Source organism: Stenotrophomonas sp. S4 (genome assembly GCF_054187805.2).
Map to the genome: position 1 here is coordinate 3,828,817 of NZ_CM196188.1, position 18,573 is coordinate 3,847,389.

Below are 18,573 nucleotides of genomic sequence, written 5' to 3' on the forward strand. Positions count from 1 at the left end.
GCGGGTAAGGCAGCCGGCCCGGCGTACGGGCCGGCGCGGGAATTACGGCGTGGTGGCCTTCTGGTTCAACACGATGTTGACGACGCCGGTATACGCACCCTTGGTGGCGATCGGGGCCGGGGTGGTCTGTGAGATGACCAGCGGCATCGAGATCGACGCACCCGGGGTGGAGCCGGCACCGGTGAACAGATCGGCTGCAGCGTACTCAATCGGGGTGAGGCCCAGATCGCGACCGTTGAGGCTGACCGTCATCGGCACGGTGACCTTGCCGTCACCATTGGCGAGCACGAATGCGCCGCCGATCTTGGCTTCGATATCGGCGTCCTGATCGTTGGTATGGATGCGAACGCGCTGAGTGTCCGGAATCAGGCCGCGCATCGGGTCATGAGTCAGAGTGATCAGATCGGGCAGCGCGCTGCCGTCATCACGCAGCAGGGCCAGGGTCGGGTCGACGTCGGCGTAGACGGAGATCTTGGTTTCCACGGCGTACGCGGACAGCGAAGCCGTGGCCAGCGCTGCAGCGAGCGCGGCCTTCTTGAGAATGGCGTGCATGGGTTGTCTCTCTCGGACAAGGGGGAATATGAAAGCTCCCCTCCCCAAGGAGAAAAGGGAGGGAAGCGCCGCCCGCGGGGATGGGTGCGGGCGACGGAGAGAATGTTAGGAACCCCTTGCTGTGCAGGCCATTCAAGCTTTCCTAAAACATTGAACGTTAAGGAGAATCCTTGAAGGTGTTCAATGTTTGAGGGTTATGCAATTTCCCTCATCCGGTAAATGCAAAAAACCTCATTGCTTTGCTTTTGTAGAGTCGAGCCGTGCTCGACTGCGGTTCGCGCTGCATGCGTGAGTCGAGCATGGCTCGACTCTACATGTCGCAATTGCGAGCGATCCTCAACCGGCGGGCGCCACGGTGACGTGATCAACATCAATGTCGGTCGGCTTGAACCGATGCGTGTCGACCTTGCCACGCAGCTCGACCACGGTATCGGCACCGATGGCCTGCGGCGGCAGGTCTTCGTCGTCGATCTCCACTTCGATCTGGCCACTGGCGTCGCGGAACTGGTAACGCTCGTGGCCAAGCTTGGCAACCAGGGTGCCTCGCAGCACCACCGGGTGGTCGTCGCGCTGGGCGCGCGCATCGGCGACGGTACTTGCAGCGCTTCCTGCACCTGGACCGGTGTACTGCGCGAAGGCCTGCGGGCTCAGCAGGGCCAACGGTGTGGCAATGAGGGCAATGGCAAGCAGTCGGTTCATGGGTGTTCTCCATGGCTGGGTAGGTACCCTCAGGTTCTATCGCCCCGGATGTGACGCCTATGCAATAGATCCGAAAAGATGTGAAAGCGACACTCAGTGTCAGAATTCGTTCAGATCCTGAAGCAAGGTTTTGTAGATTCGAGCCTGTGCTCGGCTGCTGTCCGCGCTGCACGCGGGAGTCGAGCACCGCTCGACTCTACAAATAGCCATCCACGCATGCGTGGACCTCGCATTGGCGCGCGATCAGAAGAAGATCGCGTACAGGATCAGCAGCGGAATCGGCACGCCCAACAACCAGAGCAGAATCATTTTCATGGCAGGTCTCCTTGCATGGAACGGGGGTTACAGGTCGCGACGGCGGCCGCCCCAGGTGGCGCTGAGGCTGGCGAAGAACGCGCCGATCAGCAGCGTGATGAACAGCCACAGCGCGGCATATGCTGCTGCCTTGCGGGCGTCGTCGGCCGCCTGCTTGGCTGTGTTCTTGGTCTTCTCCAGCGCAGCACGCATGCGCGTCTGCACATCGGTCACGCGCGCCTGCGCTTCGGCCTGACTCATGCCGGTCTCGCGCGCGATCAGCTGGGACAGGTACTGGGTGTCGGCCGGGTCCAGGCCGTCCCCCTGCAGACTGTTGACGATGATGCGATTCACCTCGGCACGCACTTCACGGCGGTCAGCCACCGGGCCATTGCCCGGCATCGGACGCGGCGGTGCGGCCATGCGCGCGTCGCGCGGGTCGACGCTTGCGACCGGCGGTGGCGGGGCGGCATTCGGATCCATCGGCGCACCCGGCGGAGGCGGCGTTGCAGGATCAGACGGCCCTGCGCTGGTGGCGCTGCGGAACAGCGAGTCCACCCAGTAGTTGAGGTCGCCTTCCGGCGCAGCCGCCGCAACGCTACCGGCGCCCGCTGCGGCAACGCCGGCGGTGGATACTGCAGCACCAGCCGTGGCACCTGCCACCTTCGCGCCCGTGCCCAGCACCCCACCGATGGCCGACGTGAGCAGACCGGCGGTGAGCAGCGTGGCCACCGCCCACGACACGAAGCCATGCGCGGTATCGCGGAAGTAGGTTTCATCGCCGTGGATCTGCGTCCACTTGGTACGCAGGCGACCGGCCAGATAGCCCCCCAGACCCGAAGCCGCCAGCGCGGTGAAGGTGAGCCAGATGATGCTGGACCAACCGAAGGTTTCCTTGCTGACGCCTTCGAACGACCACGGCGACACTGAGGAGAGCCCCAGGCCCACGCCGAGAATCAGCAGGATGAGGGAGAGTGCAGCGGCGGCGGCGGCACCGGCGAAGATCGCGCCCCAGGACACGGCGCTTTCGCTGGGAGGGGCGACGACAGGGGCGGTGACAACAGTGGCGACGTCTGGGCCGAGCGGGCCGCGCTCGGGTGGGTCGAATCGGGTACTCATGGGACGGACGCTCCGGATCAGATGCTGCGGATGCAGCTGGCGTCCTGAGGCTGCGCGAGCGCTTGTGAAGCTGGCGAGACCCTTGAATCACGCGGTCTTGCCGCGGTGAAGAGCGTGCCAACCAAGGTTGGCACCTACCGATGGTTTTTCGCGAGTGTCGAAAGCGTGCCAACCAAGGTTGGCAGCCAACAGAGCCGAAGCAAAAAAAAACGCCCCGCGGATGCGGGGCGTTCTCGGCACAACCTACGCGGGCGATCAGCCCTGGTAGTCGCGCACGTCGCTGCCGGTGTAGACCTGGCGCGGACGGCCGATCTTCATTTCCGGGTCAACCTGCTGTTCCAGCCAATGCGAGACCCAGCCGGAGGTACGGCCCAGGGCGAACATGACGGTGAACATTTCGGTCGGGATCTGCAGCGCCTTGTAGATGATGCCGCTGTAGAAATCGACGTTCGGGTACAGCTTGCGGGCGACGAAGTACTCGTCCTGCAGCGCGGCCTGTTCCAGCTTCACGGCCACGTCCAGCAGCGGATCCTGCACGCCCAGCTGCTTGAGCACCTTGCTGGTCATCTCGCCGATGACCTTGGCGCGCGGATCGAAGTTCTTGTAGACGCGGTGGCCGAAGCCCATCAGGCGGAAGCCGGAGGTCTTGTCCTTGGCCTTGACCACGGCGGACTCGACGTTGTCGGCGGTGCCGATCTCTTCCAGCATCTTCAGCACGGCTTCGTTGGCACCGCCGTGGGCCGGACCCCACAGCGCGGTGACGCCGGCGGCGACCGACGCGTACGGGTTGGCACCGGTCGAACCGACCAGGCGCACGGTCGAGGTCGAGGCGTTCTGCTCGTGGTCGGCGTGCAGGATGAACAGCAGGTCCAGCGCCTTGACCACGTCCGGGTTCAGATCGTACTGGCCGTCAGCCGACTCGAAGGTCTGCTTCAGGAAGCGGCTGACGTAGTCCAGCGAGGTGTCCGGCTTGTTGGCCGGCAGGCCCTTGCCGTGGCGGTAGATCAGCGCCGACAGGGTCGGCACCTTGGCGATCAGGCGCACGGCGGCCTGGCGGCGCTGTTCGGCGTCGGACAGGTCCAGCGAGTCGTGGTAGATGGCCGACAGCTGCGCGATCGCGGCTGCCAGGATGGCCATCGGGTGGGCATCCTTGGCGAAGCTGCCGATCAGTGTGTTGATCGAATCATCGACGTTGGCTTCGGCGGTCAGCTCATCGGTGAAGGCCTTCAGCTGCTCGGCGCTCGGGCGCTCGCCGTTGATCAGCAGGTAGGCCACTTCGACGTAGCTCGACTTTTCCGACAGCTGTTCGATCGGGTAGCCGCGGTACAGCAGCACGCCCTTGTCGCCGTCGATGTAAGTGATGGCGGACTTGCAGCTGGCCGTCGCGGTGAAGCCGGAATCGTAGGTGAAGAACCCCGTTTCCTTGGTCAGCTTCGCGATGTCGACGCAGTCGTTGCCAAGGGTGGGTTTGATGACGGGCAGAACGACGGACTTATCGCCGGCGTTGAGCGTGACCTGATCAAGATCGGACACTGTGTGCGCTCCTTCATGGGAAGGCGCCTGCCCAAGCGCATTGGTCAGGCACGTGAATGACGTCCTCGGCCTGTGCCGGGGATCACGCCATTATCGCACAGCAGCATTTGCCCGGCGCTAGACAGAAGTCGTAGACGGCAGGCGGCCAGAACCCGGCCAGCAAGCGGCCCGGATCGGCAAAAGCGTTGTCACACGAACGCAGTGTTCCGTCCATCCAAACGCCCGTTGGGTAGGCGTTGGGGAAAAACAAACGGCCGCGCAGAGCGCGGCCGTCGGTTCGAAGCTGGATCGACAGATCAGCGCGCGTAGCGCTTCTGGAACTTGTCGATACGGCCCGAGGTGTCGATGACCTTGTGCTTGCCCGTGTAGAACGGGTGCGAAGCAGAGGAAATTTCAACCTTCACCAGCGGGTAGTCGTTGCCGTCTTCCCACTTGATGGTTTCCTTCGTCGCCATGGTCGAGCGGGTCAGGATCTTGAAATCGGAGGTGACGTCATGGAAGACGACGTCGCGGTAGTTCGGATGGATATCGGCCTTCATGGGCTCACACCGTAAATGGGCTGGTGGTCAAGAGCGGCATTATAAGCACCGGTTGCCGCCGGGGGCAACCGGTGCCGGTCAATCGGCTTCAGTCCGCGCCCAGGGCCTGGCGCACCAGGGCCTCGAAACGCTGCTGGTCGTAGGCCATCAGCAGATCGCAGTTGTCCGGCTGGCCGGTCTGGCGGTTCCAGTCGACGATGGTGGCGCCGCGGCTGAACGTGCCGTTCAGCTCCACGTTCAGCGGCCGCGATTCGACCTGCAGCTGCCCTTCCGGGTTCAGCGCCCAGGCCATGGCGACCGCATCGGCGGTGTACCAGCGGCCGCCCTTGCTGTCTTCGGACAGGCCACGGGTCTTGCGCGAGATCAGCTCGTAGAAGCGGGCGCGATCGGAGTCGGCCTGCAGCCACTTCTCGGCTTCTTCCAGCGGCAGGCCGTGGGCGACGGTGGCCTCCCAGTCCGACACCAGCAGGTGCTTGAACGAGGTAAACACCACATGCGCCGCTTCCGGATCGAAGGCGATGTTGAATTCGGCCGCCGGGGTGATGTTGCCGTGGCAGGTGACCGCCCCGCCCATCACCACGATGCGCTTGATGCGCTGGGGCAGGGTCGGGTCCAGCTTCAATGCCAGCGCCAGGTTGGTCAGCGGGCCAAGCATCACCAGCATCAGTTCGCCGGCATGCTCGTGCGACAGGCGCAGGATGGCCAGCGCAGCGTGCTCGGCCTCAGCCTGGCGGCTCGGCGGCGGCAGGTCCACGTCGCCGTAACCATCACGGCCGTGCACATGGGCAGCGTCGACGGAGGGATGCAGCAGCGGATCCGGGCTTCCGGCAAACACCGGCACGTCGGCGCGGCCGACGATGTCGCAGAGCTTGAGGGCGTTGCGGACGGTGTACTGCAGGCCGACATTGCCGGCGGCGATGGTCAGGGCGACCACGTCATGCCGTTCATCGGCAAAGGCCATCAGCAGGGCCAGGGCGTCGTCCACACCGGGGTCGGTGTCGATCAACAGGGGGATCTTGTGGGTCATCGTTGCCGTCTTCAGATCGGCAACGAAGTGTGGACCGGGATGATGACCGTTGCAAGTACGGGTGTGGGGGTTCTGGCAGGGCTGCGCCCTGCACCCGCCGAGGCAGGAGCAACGGCAAGAGCAAAAGCTGGCTATCCGTGGGATGGCGGGGTGGGTCCGATGGCGGGGGACGGCGTGAATACGTCCATGTAGCCTCGGTCGCGCCATCCATGGCGCTCACGCCCCCGCCACCGGACCCACCCCGCCTTCGACAATTTCCCGCGGTCTGTCGGAACGGCGTTCTGCTCTGGTAGGTGTCGACCTTGGTCGACACATCCACGGATTGATCGAATCGGCTCTCTGTAGAGTCGAGCCATGCTCGACTCACGCGCGCAGCGTGCAGTAGATCCACGCCATGCGTGGATGAGCGTCCCGGGGATGGGGTCGGAGCCCTTTGCTGTGCAAAGGGCTCTGACCCCGCCGCTTACGCCGAGGCGTAGCGCACGGCGGTGCCGATCCAGCGCTGCACCACGCGGTCGGCCAGCGCGGGCTGCTGGTCCAGCAGGCGCTCGGCCAGGTCATGCACGCCAGGCAGCAGGCCGGCGTCGCGCGCGAGATCAGCAATGCGGAAACCGGCCAGGCCGGTCTGGCGGGTGCCCAGCAGTTCACCCGGGCCACGCAGCTCCAGATCCTTCTCGGCGATGACGAAACCATCGTTGGTTTCGCGCATGGTCTGCAGGCGCTCGCGCGCCATCTGCGAGAGCGGTGCCTGGTACAGCAGCACGCAGCGCGACACGGCCGAACCACGGCCCACGCGGCCACGCAGCTGGTGCAGCTGCGCCAGGCCGAGGCGTTCGGCGTTCTCGATCACCATCAGCGAGGCATTCGGTACGTCCACGCCCACTTCAATCACGGTGGTCGCCACCAGCAGGTCGATCTCACCGGCCTTGAACGCCACCATCGTCGCCAGCTTCTCGGCGGCCTTCAGGCGGCCATGCACCAGCCCGACGCGCACGCCCGGCAGCAGCGCCTGCAGCGACTCGTAGGTGGCCTGTGCCGGGGTGGCGTCGAGCTCTTCGCTTTCCTCGATGAGCGTGCACACCCAGTACACCTGCCGCCCTTCCTGGCAGGCCAGCGCGATGCGCTCGATCAGTTCGGGACGGCGGTCGTTGTTGAGTGCCACGGTCTGCACCGGGGTGCGACCTGGCGGCAGTTCGTCGATGGCCGAGACATCCAGGTCGGCGTACTCGGACATCGCCAGCGTGCGCGGAATCGGCGTGGCGGTCATCACCAGCTGGTGCGGCACGCTGTTGCCGCCCGCGCCCTTGTCGCGCAGCGCCAAGCGCTGGTGCACGCCGAAGCGGTGCTGTTCGTCGACGATGGCCAGGGCCAGATCCTGGAACACCACCGCCTCCTGCATCAGCGCGTGGGTACCGACCACCACCTGCGCTTCGCCGTTGGCGACCTGTTCCATCACCTTGGCGCGCGCCTTGCCGGTGACCTTGCCGGCCAGCCAGGCGATACGCACGCCGAGCGGTTCCAGCCAGCCGCGCAGATTGTTGAGATGCTGCTCGGCCAGCAGTTCGGTGGGGGCGGCCAATGCGACCTGCTTGCCCTGCTCCACCGCCAGCATCGCGGCCAGTGCGGCCACCACGGTCTTGCCGGAGCCGACATCGCCCTGCACCAGCCGCAGCATCGGGCTGGGGCGCGCGAGGTCTTCACGGATCTGCTTGAACACGCGCGCCTGTGCGCCGGTCAGGGCGAACGGCAGCTGCTTCAGCAGCGCCCTGGCCAGCTTGCCGGGGCCGGCCAGCGGCGGCGCATGGTGCGCCTGCAAGGCAATGCGCTGGCGACGCAGGCTGAGGTGATGGGCCAGCAGTTCTTCCATCGCCAGGCGACGCTGCGCCGGGTGGGTACCTGCTGCCAAGGCGGCCAGATCGGCATCCGGCGGTGGCCGGTGCACGGTCAGCAGCGCGCTGCGCAGCGACGGCAGGCCGAGGCCATCCAGCCAGCCGCTGGGCAGCAGTTCCAGCGTGCTTTCCTCGGGCAGGCGATCCAGGGCCTGGCCGATCAGCTTGCGCATCGTCATCGGGCCCACGCCTTCGACGGTGGGATACACCGGGTCGAGGCGGTCGCCGAGTTCGGGATCGTCGTTGCGGCCCAGCACCTGGTAGCTGGGATGGACGATTTCCAGGCCGAGATGGCCGGGTTTGGGGGTGCCGAAGCAGCGCAGCCGGTTGCCGACCGCGAACTGGCCGACCTGCTGCTGGCGGAAATGGAAGAAGCGCAGCACCAGGGTGCCCTGCCCTTCGTCTTCCATCGCCACTTTCAGCATCGGCCGGTAGCGCATGCCGCGCTCGACCGCGACCACCCGCCCTTCCACCTGCGCCGGCACGCCGTTGCGCAGGTCTTCGATGCGGGTCAGCCGGGTCCGGTCTTCATAGCGCAGCGGCAGATGAAGCCAGAGATCCTGCAGGGTGGCCAGGCCACGCGCCTGCAGTTTGGCGGCCACGGCCGGGCCCACGCCCGCAAGCATCGCCAGGGATGCTTCGCCGGACGGTGACAGGACCGGGGTGACCGCCGCCTTGCGTGCCACGTGGCGGTCAGTCGATGACCATCACCGCGTCGACCTCGAAGTTGGCGCCCTTCGGCAGGCCGGAGACTTCGATGGTGGAACGGGCCGGGTACGGGGCCTGGAAGTAGTCCTGCATGACCGCGTTGACCTTGGCGAACTCGCCCAGGTCGGTCAGGTACAGGCCCAGGCGCACGACCTTGTCCAGCGAGCCGCCGGCGGCTTCGGCCACGGCCTTGAGGTTGTCGAAGGCGCGACGGGCCTGCGCTTCGACGTCGCCGGCGCCGACGATGTCGCCGGTGGCCGGGTCGAGCGGGATCTGGCCGGAGAAGTACACGGTGTTGCCGGCGCGCACGGCCTGCGAGTACGGGCCGATGGCGGCGGGGGCCTTTTCGGTGTTGATGATCTGGCGGGACATGGGTCGCTCCGGTGCTTGGGGGAAAACAGAGCGGTGATTGTACCGGGTGGGGGCGGTATCGGCTGGGGTCGGATCCGTTTCCCGGCGGGAAACGGCTCTGCCCCCGCACGGTGATGGTAGTGCCGGCCGTTGGCCGGCAACTCCATGAACGTTTGCCGACATCGCGAGGTTGCCGGCCAGCGGCCGGCACTACCGGGAACATCCACGCATGGCGTGGATCTACTGGCGGCGTACCGATTGCACGACCGACAGGCGGCGCAGGCGGCGCATCACTTCGGCCAGGTGGTTGCGGTCGCGTACCTGGATGTTGAACGCCAGCACGGCGGCGTTGAAGTCGCGGTCCAGGTAGTCCACGCGCTCGATGTTGGAGTGGCTCTGCGCGATGGCGGCGGCCAGCTGTGCCAGCACGCCGGTGCCGTTCTCCACTTCCACCACCAGCGAGGTGTCGTAGTCGCCGGAAACGGTGGTGTCCCAGCCGATCGGCACCCAGCGCTCGGGCGACTTGCGCAGCTCGGCCAGGTTCGGGCAGTCCATGCGATGCACCACGATGCCCTTGCCGGCGGTGTGGTATCCCATGATCTCGTCGCCCGGAATCGGCTGGCAGCAGCCGGCGAAGGTGACCACGCCACGCTCGCTGCCGTTGATCAGGATCTTTTCCTGCGAGTGGTGGCGCGAATGCGGGCCGCCCCGCAGTTCGGCGTAGGCCATCAGCGCCTGCGCGGCCTGGGTCGGCATCCAGTTGCCCAGTGCGACCTCGGCCAGCAGCGCCTCCAGGCGCGGGAAGCGGTGTTCGGCCAGGAACGCATCCAGGCGCCCCTTCGGCAGCCGCTCCAGCGACGAATCCATTGCTTCCAGCGCACGGTCGAGCATGCGGTGGCCCAGCTGCACGGCGTCTTCGTGCTCCAGCTGCTTGAGCTGGTGGCGGATGGCGGTGCGTGCCTTGCTGGTGACCACGAATTCCAGCCACTGCGGTTTCGGCGTGGCCGAGCGCGCGGTGATGATCTCCACCGACTGGCCCGACACCAGCTTGGTGCGCAGTGGCACCAGTTTCTTGTCCACGCGCGAAGCCACCGCCATGTTGCCGACGTCGGTGTGCACGGCGTAGGCGAAGTCCAGCGCGGTGGAGTTGCGCGGTAGGGCGAGGATCTTGCCCTTCGGGGTGAACAGGTAGACCTCGTCCGGGAACAGGTCGACCTTGACGTTGTCGAGGAACTCAAGCGAGGAACCGGCGGCGCGCTGCGAGTCGATCAGCTCGACGATCCAGGCGTGGGCGCGGCTCTGTGCACTGTTGGGCGAATCGCCACCGAACTTGTAGGTCCAGTGCGCGGCCACGCCGCGTTCGGCGATCAGGTCCATTTCCTCGGTACGGATCTGCACTTCGATCGGCGAGCCATACGGCCCGAACAGCACGGTGTGCAGCGACTGGTAGCCGTTGGCCTTGGGAATGGCGATGAAATCGCGGAAGCGCCCATCCAGCGGCTTGAAGGTGGCGTGCACCGAACCCAGCGCGTGGTAGCAGCTGGGCACGCTGCGCACGACCAGGCGGAAGCCGAACACATCCATCACCTGGTCGAAGGATTTGTTCTCGTCGCGCATCTTGTTGTAGATGCTCCACGGGGTCTTGATGCGGCTGATCAGCCGATGCTCGATCCCCTCCTTGGCCAGGCGCTGCGACAGCTGCACTTCCACCTGTGCCATCGCTTCGCGGCGCACCACCGGCTGGCTGCGGATGTGTTTTTCGATGATGGCGTGGCGCCACGGGTACAGCGCCTTGAATCCCAGATTCTGCAGCTCGCTCTTGACTAGGCTCATGCCCAGGCGCTGGGCGATGGGCGCGTATATCTCCAGCGTTTCGCGGGCGATGCGGCCGCGTGCTTCGCGGCTCTGCGCGCCCAGCGTGCGCATGTTGTGCAGGCGATCGGCCAGCTTGATCATGATCACGCGCAGGTCGCGCGACATCGCCAGCAGCATCTTGCGGAAGCTCTCGGCGGCAGCCTCCTGGCGGTCGCGGAACTTCAGCTTGTCCAGCTTGGTGACGCCGTCGACCAGTTCGGCCACGGCTTCGCCGAACTCGGCGGCCAGCGCCTCACGGGTCAGCGGGGTGTCTTCGATGGTGTCGTGCAGGATCGCGGCGATCAGCGCTTCCACGTCCAGGCCGAGCTCGGCCAGCACCTGGGCCACGGCCACCGGATGGGTGATATAGGGCTCGCCCGACTTGCGCGTCTGCCCAGCGTGCGCGGAGGCTCCGACTTCCCAGGCACGGCGCAACAGCGGCAGCTGTTCCGGCGGCAGGTAATGGGCGGCGCGTTCAAGCTGGAGGACGTAGTCGGGTACGGCGGCAGTGGGGGCTGCGGCGACCTTGGCAGTGGGGCCTGGGTTCATGCCCGCAGCCTATTCCAGCGCGACGTTTACGGCAAATCCTGAATGCGAAACAGCCCGCACGGGGCGGGCTGTTTGGCACATCCAACGATTACGTTGATCGATGCGATCAATCGTCGTTCTTGGACATGTCTTCGTCGGCGACCACTTCCGCGGCGGCCCACTCCAGCGCTTCGCGCTCGGCGCGCTCACGCTCGGCCTTCTCGACTTCGTCGATCAGCGCGTTGTCGATCTTGCGGGCGGCGATTTCGCGCAGCGCCAGCACGGTCGGCTTGTCCTCGGTCTCGCTGTTGTCCAGCGTGGCCTGCACGCCGTTGGCGAGCTGGCGGGCACGCTTGGAAGCCATCATGACCAGTTCGAAACGGTTGTTAACGACTTCCAGGCAATCTTCTACGGTGATGCGGGCCATACGGGCTCCCGGCGACCGGTCGGCCGCTCAGTCGAATGAGGGAAAGGGGACGGAGTGTACTGGCAGGGGCTGGACAAAATCAAGCCAACCCCTACCCGATTCTTTTGGAATCAGTCAGTTGCGCCCGGATCGGGGGTCAACAGGGCCTGGATCAGGCCGGCGTGGCGGACCTTCTGGGCCTCCCGGCGCAGGCGGCTGGCGGTGAAGATGGCGCACAGCTCGTCCACCGCGGTGTCGAACACCTCGTTGACGATGACGTAGTCGAACTCGTTGAAGTGCAGCATCTCATCGCGGGCCGCGCCCAGGCGCTGGGCGATGACCGCCTCGCTGTCCTGGCCGCGCTTGCGCATGCGGTCCTGCAGGGCCTGCTTGGACGGCGGCAGGATGAACACGGTGACCGTGCCCGGCACCAGCTGGCGCACCTGCTGCGCGCCCTGCCAGTCGATCTCCAGCAGCACGTCCTGGCCGGCGGCCAGCTGCGGTTCCACCGACTGGCGGGCGGTGCCCTTCCAGTCGCCGTGCACCCAGGCATGCTCGAAGAAGTCGCCAGCGGCGATCATTTCCTCGAACTTTTCCGCAGAGACGAAATGGTAGTGCTGGCCGTTCACCTCACCCGGGCGCATCGCGCGCGAGGTGAAGGAGATCGACAGGGCGATCTGCGGGTCACGCGCCAGGGTGGCATTGACGATGCTGCTCTTGCCGGCACCGGACGGGGCGGCGACGATGTACAGCGTGCCGCGCGCAACGGCGTCCGACGGCTTCGACGGGGCGCTCATGCGGGGGATCCAACGGGTTGATTTCGCAAGATTTTTCCTCGATGTTCCAGATCCGGCGCGGAGGATCGCGCCAGGACGGCGGGGGCTGCGCGGAACATCCTGGAACCAGGCCCGGCAGACGCTTCCCCGGGGGGCGGGCACGCAACTTTACCAGAGCGGCCCGGTTGCGCGCCCGTCCGGCAGGCGCCGGGCCTTGTGCCACATGGGCATCCGGGGGCCTGTGCTATAACCGGGCCGTACCCAACGACAGCCCGGAGGCCTGCGCCTCCCCGCCATCCCAGGAGAACGGCATGCCATCGATGAGCCGCCGCCAGTTCCTGAAAGTGACCGGGACAACCCTGGTCGGCTCCAGCCTGGCATTGATGGGCTTCGCGCCCGGCATCGCGCTCGCGGAGGTCAGGCAGTACAAGCTGACCCGCGCGACCGAGACCCGCAACACCTGTACGTACTGTTCGGTGGCCTGCGGCATCCTGATGTACAGCCTCGGCGACGGTGCCAAGAATGCCGAGCCGAGCATCTTCCATATCGAGGGCGACCCGGACCACCCGGTCAACCGCGGCACGCTGTGCCCGAAGGGTGCCGGCCTGGCCGACATCATCCACAGCAAGTCGCGCCTGCTCTACCCCGAGTACCGCGCACCGGGCTCGAACGAGTGGAAGCGGCTGAGCTGGGACGATGCGCTGGACCGCATCGCGCGGCTGATGAAGGAAGACCGCGATGCCAACTTCGTGCAGAAGAACGAGGCCGGGCAGACGGTCAACCGCTGGCTGACCACCGGCATGCTGGCCGCCTCGGCCACCAGCAATGAAACCGCGGTGCTGACCCACAAGGTCGTGCGCTCCCTTGGCATGTTGGCATTCGACAACCAGGCACGTGTCTGACACGGCCCGACGGTGGCAGGTCTTGCCCCGACGCTAGGCCGTGGTGCGATGACGAATCACTGGGTCGACATCAAGAATGCCGACCTGATCCTGATCATGGGTGGCAATGCCGCCGAGGCGCATCCGTGCGGGTTCAAATGGGTGACCGAGGCCAAGGCACACAACAAGGCCCGGCTGATCGTGGTCGATCCGCGCTTCAACCGCTCGGCCGCCGTGGCCGACGTGTACGCGCCGATCCGTACCGGCACCGACATCGTGTTCCTGGGCGGCCTGATCAACTACCTGTTGACCGAGGACCGCATCCAGCACGAGTACGTGCTGAACTACACCGACATGTCGTTCCTGGTGAAGGACGAATTCGCCTTCAAGGACGGCCTGTATTCGGGCTACAACGAGGAGAAGCGCAGCTACGACCGCTCCAGCTGGGACTACGCGTACGGTGACGATGGCTTCGTGCGCAGCGACCCGACGCTGAAGGACCCGCGCTGCGTCTACAACCTGCTCAAGCAGCACTACGCGCGCTACACCGTGGAGATGGTCGAACGCATCTGCGGCACGCCGGCCAACAGCATCCGACAGGTGTGGGAGATGATCGCGTCCACCGCCGGCAAGGACAAGGCGATGACCATCCTGTACGCGCTGGGCTGGACGCAGCACTCGATCGGCGCACAGAACGTGCGCGCCGGCACCATGGTGCAGCTGCTGCTGGGCAACATCGGCGTGGCCGGTGGTGGCATGAACGCGCTGCGCGGGCATTCCAACATCCAGGGCCTGACCGACATCGGCCTGATGTCGGACCTGCTGCCCGGCTACCTGACCCTGCCGAAACAGGACGAGCAGGACTACGACGCCTACATCGCCAAGCGCACGCAGAAGCCGCTGCGCGCCAACCAGATGTCGTTCTGGCAGAACTACCCGAAGTTCCACGTCAGCCTGATGAAGTCGTGGTGGGGCGACGCCGCCACCGCCGACAACAACTGGTGCTTCGACCACCTGCCCAAGCTCGACAAGCCGTACGACATGCTGCAGGCGTACGAACTGATGAACGAGGGGAAGATCCATGGCTACATCTGCCAGGGTTTCAACCCGCTGGCTTCGGCGCCGAACAAGGGCAAGCTGATCAGTGCGTTCTCCAAGCTGAAGTTCATGGTCAGCATGGACCCGCTGGAAACCGAGACGATTGCCTTCTGGCAGAACCATGGCGCGCTGAACGACGTCGACCCGAGCACGATCCAGACCGAAGTATTCCGCCTGCCGACCACCTCCTTCGCCGAGGAGAACGGCGCGGTGGTGAATTCCTCGCGCTGGCTGCAGTGGCACTGGAAGGGGGCCAATCCGCCGGGTGAAGCGCGCAGCGACATCGAGATCATGTCCGAGCTGTTCCATCGCATCAAGGCGATGTACGAGAAGGATGGCGGTGCATGGTGGGAGCCGGTGCGCGACCTGGCCTGGGAGTACTCCAACCCGGAACTGCCGACGCCGGAAGAACTGGCGATGGAATACAACGGCAAGGCGCTGGCCGACGTGTTCGATCCGAAGGACCCGACCAAGCTGGTGCGCAAGGCTGGCGAGCAGCTGGCCGCATTCGGCGACCTGCGCGACGACGGCAGCACGTCCTCCGGCTGCTGGATCTACATCGGCGCCTGGGGCCCGACCGGCAACATGATGGCGCGGCGTGACAACAGCGACCCCACCGGCATCGGCAACACGCTGGGCTGGGCCTGGGCGTGGCCGGCCAACCGCCGCGTGATGTACAACCGCGCGTCGTGCGACGTGGCTGGCCAACCATTCGATCCGCGCCGCACGCTGCTGGCCTGGAACGGCAAGAACTGGGGCAGCGTGGACGTGCCGGACTTCAAGGCCGACGAAGATCCCGCCGGCGGCATGGGCCCGTTCATCATGAATCCGGAAGGCATCGCCCGCTTCTTCGCCAAGGCCGGCATGGCCGAGGGACCGTTCCCGGAGCACTACGAACCGTTCGACACCCCGCTGCGCAGCAACCCGCTCAGCCCGGGGCAGGCACTGACGCTGAACAACCCGGCGGCACGCGTGTTCGCCAGCGATCGCGCACAGATCGGCTCCCCGGACGAGTTCCCGCATGTGGCCACCACCTACCGCCTGACCGAGCATTTCCACTTCTGGACCAAGCACGGCAAGCTCAACGCGATCATCCAGCCCGAGCAGTTCGTCGAGATCGGCGCGGCCCTGGCCGACGAGCTGGGCATCAACAACGGCAGCCGCGTGCGGGTCAGTTCCAAGCGCGGGCATATCGAAGCGGTGGCGATGGTGACCAAGCGCATCAAGGCCCTGCAGATCGATGGCCGGACCGTGCACCAGGTGGGCGTGCCGATCCACTGGGGCTTCCTGGGTGCGGCCAAGCCCGGATACATCGCCAATACGCTGACCAACGCCATCGGTGACGGCAACTCGCAGACCCCCGAATCGAAGTGCATCCTGGTCAAGGTCGAGAAGGTGTAGGAGACACGCCATGTCACTGCAATCCCTGGACATCATCCGCCGCTCGGCCACCACCACGCCCTCGCCGGAGGCGCGCGGTGCGCACACCGGCCAGGTCGCCAAGCTGATCGATGTGAGCAAGTGCATCGGCTGCAAGGCCTGCCAGGTCGCCTGCATGGAATGGAACGACCTGCGCGACGAGGTCGGCAGCTGCGTCGGCAGCTATGACAACCCGCCCGACCTGAGCGAACAGTCGTGGACGGTGATGAAGTTCCGCGAGTACGAGGACGAGAAGGGCAAGCTGGAGTGGCTGATCCGCAAGGAAGGCTGCATGCACTGCAGCGACCCGGGCTGCCTGAAGGCCTGCCCGTCGCCGGGCGCGATCATCCAGTACGCCAACGGCATCGTCGACTTCCAGGAAGAGAACTGCATCGGCTGCGGCTACTGCGTGACCGGCTGCCCGTTCGACGTGCCGCGCATCTCCAAGAAGGACCACAAGGCCTACAAGTGCACGCTGTGTTCGGACCGGGTGGCGGTGGGCCAGGAACCGGCCTGCGTGAAGACCTGCCCGACCGGTGCGATCACCTTCGGCAGCAAGCAGGCGATGACCGAGCATGCCGCCGGCCGCGTGGAGGACCTGAAATCGCGTGGCTACGAGAACGCCGGCCTGTATGACCCGCAGGGTGTGGGCGGCACCCACGTGATGTACGTGCTGCAGCATGTGGACAAGCCCGAGCTGTACGCCGACCTGCCCAAGGACCCGCGTATCAGCCCGATGGTGGAAGTCTGGAAGGGCGTGGCCAAGCCGCTGGGCGTGCTTGCAATTGCCGCTACCGCCTTCGCCGGCTTCCTGCATTACATCGGCATCGGCCGCAACACGGTCAATGACGAGGAAGAAGAGGAAGCCGAGCACGAGGCGAAGAAGATCGAAGAGGAGCAGCGGCCATGAAGTACGCCCCGCACCCGCGGCAGATCATCCGCTACCGCGCGCCGACCCGCATCAATCATTGGATCGTGGCGATCTGCTTCGTGCTGACGGCACTGTCCGGGTTGGCGTTGTTCCACCCTGCCCTGTTCCCGTTGACCCAGCTGTTCGGCGGCGGACCATGGACGCGCATCCTGCATCCGTTCATCGGCCTGGCCATGGTGGTGGGTTTTGCGCTGCTGGCTTTCCGTATGTGGCGCGACAATCTGCCGACCGCCGACGATGGCAAGTGGATGCGCGGCATGCGCGATGTGCTGCGCAACGAGGATGAGAAGCTGCCGCCGGTGGGCCGCTTCAATGCCGGCCAGAAACTGCTGTTCTGGGCCATCATTGGTTGCCTGTCGGCGCTGCTGCTGACCGGCTTCGTGATCTGGCGGCAGTACTTCAGCCACTTCTTCCCGATCGGGGTGATCCGCTTCTCGGTGCTCGCCCATGCGTTGTTCGGCTGGGTGCTGGTGTGCGCGATCGTGGTGCACATCTATGCAGCGATCTGGATCAAGGGCTCGGTGCGGGCGATGACCCAGGGCAAGGTGACCTACGGGTGGGCGTACAAGCACCACCGGCAGTGGTTCCGGGACATCCTGCGCGGACGGCGGGAACAGGGGTAGCGGCAGGGCCTGCGGCCCTGCACCCGCAGAAGCAACGTCAACGTCAACGTCAACGTCAAAGACAGGTCTCCTGCGAGATGGCGGGGTGGGTCCGGTTGCGGGGGACGCCGTAAACCCGTCCATGGGGGCTTGGCCGCGGCATCCATGCCGCGGACACCCCCGCAACCGGACCCACCCCGCCTTCGACAGTTTCCCGCTGCTGTTGGTGGGTGTCGACCTTGGTCGACACGATGAACACGGCAACAACCGAATCCGTTTTTTGTAGAGTCGAGCCATGCTCGACTGCTTTACCTGGAACACGCTGGACGCCAGCGACGACAACGGCGAGGATGGAGGCTGGTTCTTCTGGCTGGCCCTGCATGGCGCAACGCATCCTTGAACCCGGTGAGATCGAGACGCTAGCCTCGCGCGACGTGCCGCGCATCATCCTGCCCGATACCGAGTCGCTGTTCGCCGCGCGCGCGGACCGGCTGCGCAGTCTGGCGGGAAACAGCGCCATCGGCGGTTACCTGCAGCTGCTGGCGGCACTGGCCGATGCGCAGCAGGCGCTGCTGGAGGATCTGACACCGCAGCAGCGCGAGGAACTTCAGGCGCAGGCGCGGACGCAGCAGTCGAGTGCGGCGGCCGGCGCCGGCATGCCGTTGCGACCTGCCAATACGCTTCAGCTGGATGGGCGTTGGCGCGACTGGCTGCGCACGCTGTGCCGGCACTGCGCCGACGAGGCCAGGCTGCCGGCGGAAACCCGGCACGAACTCCTGCGCGTCGCCGCCGCCGAGGATGCCTGGTTGGATGCACAGGCCCACGCCGTGCTGGAACGCGATGACGCGCCCGCGGTCGACGCAGTCGCTGCGCTGCTGGTGATGAATGCATTGCAGGTGTACTGGACAGTGCTGGCGGCCAGCTTCCGCCCCACCGACCTGAAGCCGCTGGCCGATGCGCCGGGGCTATGCCCGCTGTGCGGCACGTTGCCGGTGACCAGCGTGGTGCAGGCTCGTCCGCCCTACGCCTCCTACCGCTACCTGTCGTGCTCGCTGTGCGCCTGCCAGTGGCACTACGTGCGCGTGCAGTGCAGCCAGTGTGGTGCCGCCGGCAAGGACATCGCCTACCGCGCCCTGGCCGATGCCGACGGCGATACCGGCCAGGCCGTGCGCGAGAGCGCGGTGCGCGCGGAAACCTGCGACCACTGCCACAGCTACCGCAAGATCCTGTATCTGGAAAAGGACCCGTCACTGGAACCGGTGGCTGATGACCTCGGCACACTGGCGCTGGACCTGCTGCTGGGCGAGGAAGGCTACGCGCGTGCCAGCCAGAATCCACTGCTGTGGCAATCCGACAGCGACTGACCG

The 18,573-nt window shown here is 65.9% G+C and carries 15 protein-coding genes; 4 read left to right on the forward strand and 11 right to left on the reverse strand.

What is annotated here, in order from left to right; translation table 11 throughout:
• Positions 1-42: 42 nt before the first annotated feature.
• The 11 genes from ACUZUJ_RS17825 to gmk all read right to left on the reverse strand — a co-directional run bounded on the left by ACUZUJ_RS17825 (position 43) and on the right by gmk (position 12,296).
• Complete coding sequence (locus ACUZUJ_RS17825) at positions 43-552, reverse strand: CS1 type fimbrial major subunit (protein ID WP_458220741.1); 510 nt, start codon at positions 550-552, stop codon at positions 43-45.
• Positions 553-888: 336 nt separating this feature from the next.
• Complete coding sequence (locus ACUZUJ_RS17830) at positions 889-1,251, reverse strand: NirD/YgiW/YdeI family stress tolerance protein (protein ID WP_101766016.1); 363 nt, start codon at positions 1,249-1,251, stop codon at positions 889-891.
• Positions 1,252-1,593: 342 nt separating this feature from the next.
• Entirely contained in the window at positions 1,594-2,664 is a 1,071-nt protein-coding gene (locus ACUZUJ_RS17835; RefSeq protein ID WP_458220740.1) for a hypothetical protein, read from the reverse strand.
• Positions 2,665-2,919: 255 nt separating this feature from the next.
• Entirely contained in the window at positions 2,920-4,197 is a 1,278-nt protein-coding gene (locus ACUZUJ_RS17840) for a citrate synthase (protein WP_053461289.1), read from the reverse strand.
• A 296-nt stretch (positions 4,198-4,493) separates the two neighbouring features.
• Positions 4,494-4,736 carry a type B 50S ribosomal protein L31 gene (locus ACUZUJ_RS17845; RefSeq protein ID WP_010484049.1) on the reverse strand — a complete coding sequence of 81 codons (243 nt, stop codon included), beginning with the start codon at positions 4,734-4,736 and terminating at the stop codon, positions 4,494-4,496.
• Between the two features lie 88 nt (positions 4,737-4,824).
• Complete coding sequence (locus tag ACUZUJ_RS17850; RefSeq protein ID WP_049442726.1) at positions 4,825-5,763, reverse strand: nucleoside hydrolase; 939 nt, start codon at positions 5,761-5,763, stop codon at positions 4,825-4,827.
• Positions 5,764-6,226: 463 nt separating this feature from the next.
• Positions 6,227-8,338, reverse strand: coding sequence for an ATP-dependent DNA helicase RecG (gene recG, locus ACUZUJ_RS17855; RefSeq protein ID WP_101766018.1), 2,112 nt, complete (start codon positions 8,336-8,338; stop codon positions 6,227-6,229).
• Between the two features lie 7 nt (positions 8,339-8,345).
• Complete coding sequence (locus ACUZUJ_RS17860; protein ID WP_005410875.1) at positions 8,346-8,732, reverse strand: RidA family protein; 387 nt, start codon at positions 8,730-8,732, stop codon at positions 8,346-8,348.
• Between the two features lie 219 nt (positions 8,733-8,951).
• Entirely contained in the window at positions 8,952-11,114 is a 2,163-nt protein-coding gene (locus ACUZUJ_RS17865) for a RelA/SpoT family protein (RefSeq protein WP_005418955.1), read from the reverse strand.
• Between the two features lie 106 nt (positions 11,115-11,220).
• A complete protein-coding gene (gene rpoZ / locus ACUZUJ_RS17870) occupies positions 11,221-11,520 on the reverse strand; it encodes a DNA-directed RNA polymerase subunit omega (protein WP_005410877.1) in 300 nt (99 codons plus the stop codon).
• Between the two features lie 110 nt (positions 11,521-11,630).
• On the reverse strand, positions 11,631-12,296 hold the full coding sequence (gene gmk / locus ACUZUJ_RS17875) for a guanylate kinase (RefSeq protein ID WP_014038334.1): 666 nt from the start codon (positions 12,294-12,296) through the stop codon (positions 11,631-11,633).
• A 290-nt stretch (positions 12,297-12,586) separates the two neighbouring features.
• On the opposite strand from gmk, the gene fdnG reads away from it, so the two are divergent.
• From fdnG to fdhE, 4 genes are all read left to right on the forward strand, one after another.
• Positions 12,587-15,655, forward strand: a complete 3,069-nt coding sequence (gene fdnG, locus ACUZUJ_RS17880; protein WP_458220739.1) for a formate dehydrogenase-N subunit alpha — start codon at positions 12,587-12,589, stop codon at positions 15,653-15,655.
• 10 nt (positions 15,656-15,665) lie between these two features.
• Positions 15,666-16,583, forward strand: a complete 918-nt coding sequence (gene fdxH, locus ACUZUJ_RS17885; protein ID WP_012481154.1) for a formate dehydrogenase subunit beta — start codon at positions 15,666-15,668, stop codon at positions 16,581-16,583.
• Entirely contained in the window at positions 16,580-17,227 is a 648-nt protein-coding gene (locus tag ACUZUJ_RS17890; protein ID WP_014038337.1) for a formate dehydrogenase subunit gamma, read from the forward strand. The genes fdxH and ACUZUJ_RS17890 overlap by 4 nt, the downstream gene beginning before the upstream one ends.
• A 359-nt stretch (positions 17,228-17,586) precedes the next feature.
• Positions 17,587-18,570, forward strand: coding sequence for a formate dehydrogenase accessory protein FdhE (gene fdhE, locus ACUZUJ_RS17895; protein WP_049446530.1), 984 nt, complete (start codon positions 17,587-17,589; stop codon positions 18,568-18,570).
• Positions 18,571-18,573: the final 3 nt, after the last annotated feature.

What these genes read in the sequence shown, in the direction of transcription:
- ACUZUJ_RS17825 (WP_458220741.1), bottom strand. Translation starts at nt 552, where the DNA reads ATGCACGCCATTCTCAAGAAGGCCGCGCTCGCTGCAGCGCTGGCCACG.
- ACUZUJ_RS17835 (WP_458220740.1), bottom strand. Translation starts at nt 2,664, where the DNA reads ATGAGTACCCGATTCGACCCACCCGAGCGCGGCCCGCTCGGCCCAGAC.
- rpoZ (WP_005410877.1), bottom strand. Translation starts at nt 11,520, where the DNA reads ATGGCCCGCATCACCGTAGAAGATTGCCTGGAAGTCGTTAACAACCGT.
- fdxH (WP_012481154.1), top strand. Translation starts at nt 15,666, where the DNA reads ATGTCACTGCAATCCCTGGACATCATCCGCCGCTCGGCCACCACCACG.
- ACUZUJ_RS17890 (WP_014038337.1), top strand. Translation starts at nt 16,580, where the DNA reads ATGAAGTACGCCCCGCACCCGCGGCAGATCATCCGCTACCGCGCGCCG.
- ACUZUJ_RS17850 (WP_049442726.1), bottom strand. Translation starts at nt 5,763, where the DNA reads ATGACCCACAAGATCCCCCTGTTGATCGACACCGACCCCGGTGTGGAC.
- ACUZUJ_RS17860 (WP_005410875.1), bottom strand. Translation starts at nt 8,732, where the DNA reads ATGTCCCGCCAGATCATCAACACCGAAAAGGCCCCCGCCGCCATCGGC.
- fdhE (WP_049446530.1), top strand. Translation starts at nt 17,587, where the DNA reads ATGGCGCAACGCATCCTTGAACCCGGTGAGATCGAGACGCTAGCCTCG.
- ACUZUJ_RS17845 (WP_010484049.1), bottom strand. Translation starts at nt 4,736, where the DNA reads ATGAAGGCCGATATCCATCCGAACTACCGCGACGTCGTCTTCCATGAC.
- ACUZUJ_RS17865 (WP_005418955.1), bottom strand. Translation starts at nt 11,114, where the DNA reads ATGAACCCAGGCCCCACTGCCAAGGTCGCCGCAGCCCCCACTGCCGCC.
- gmk (WP_014038334.1), bottom strand. Translation starts at nt 12,296, where the DNA reads ATGAGCGCCCCGTCGAAGCCGTCGGACGCCGTTGCGCGCGGCACGCTG.
- ACUZUJ_RS17830 (WP_101766016.1), bottom strand. Translation starts at nt 1,251, where the DNA reads ATGAACCGACTGCTTGCCATTGCCCTCATTGCCACACCGTTGGCCCTG.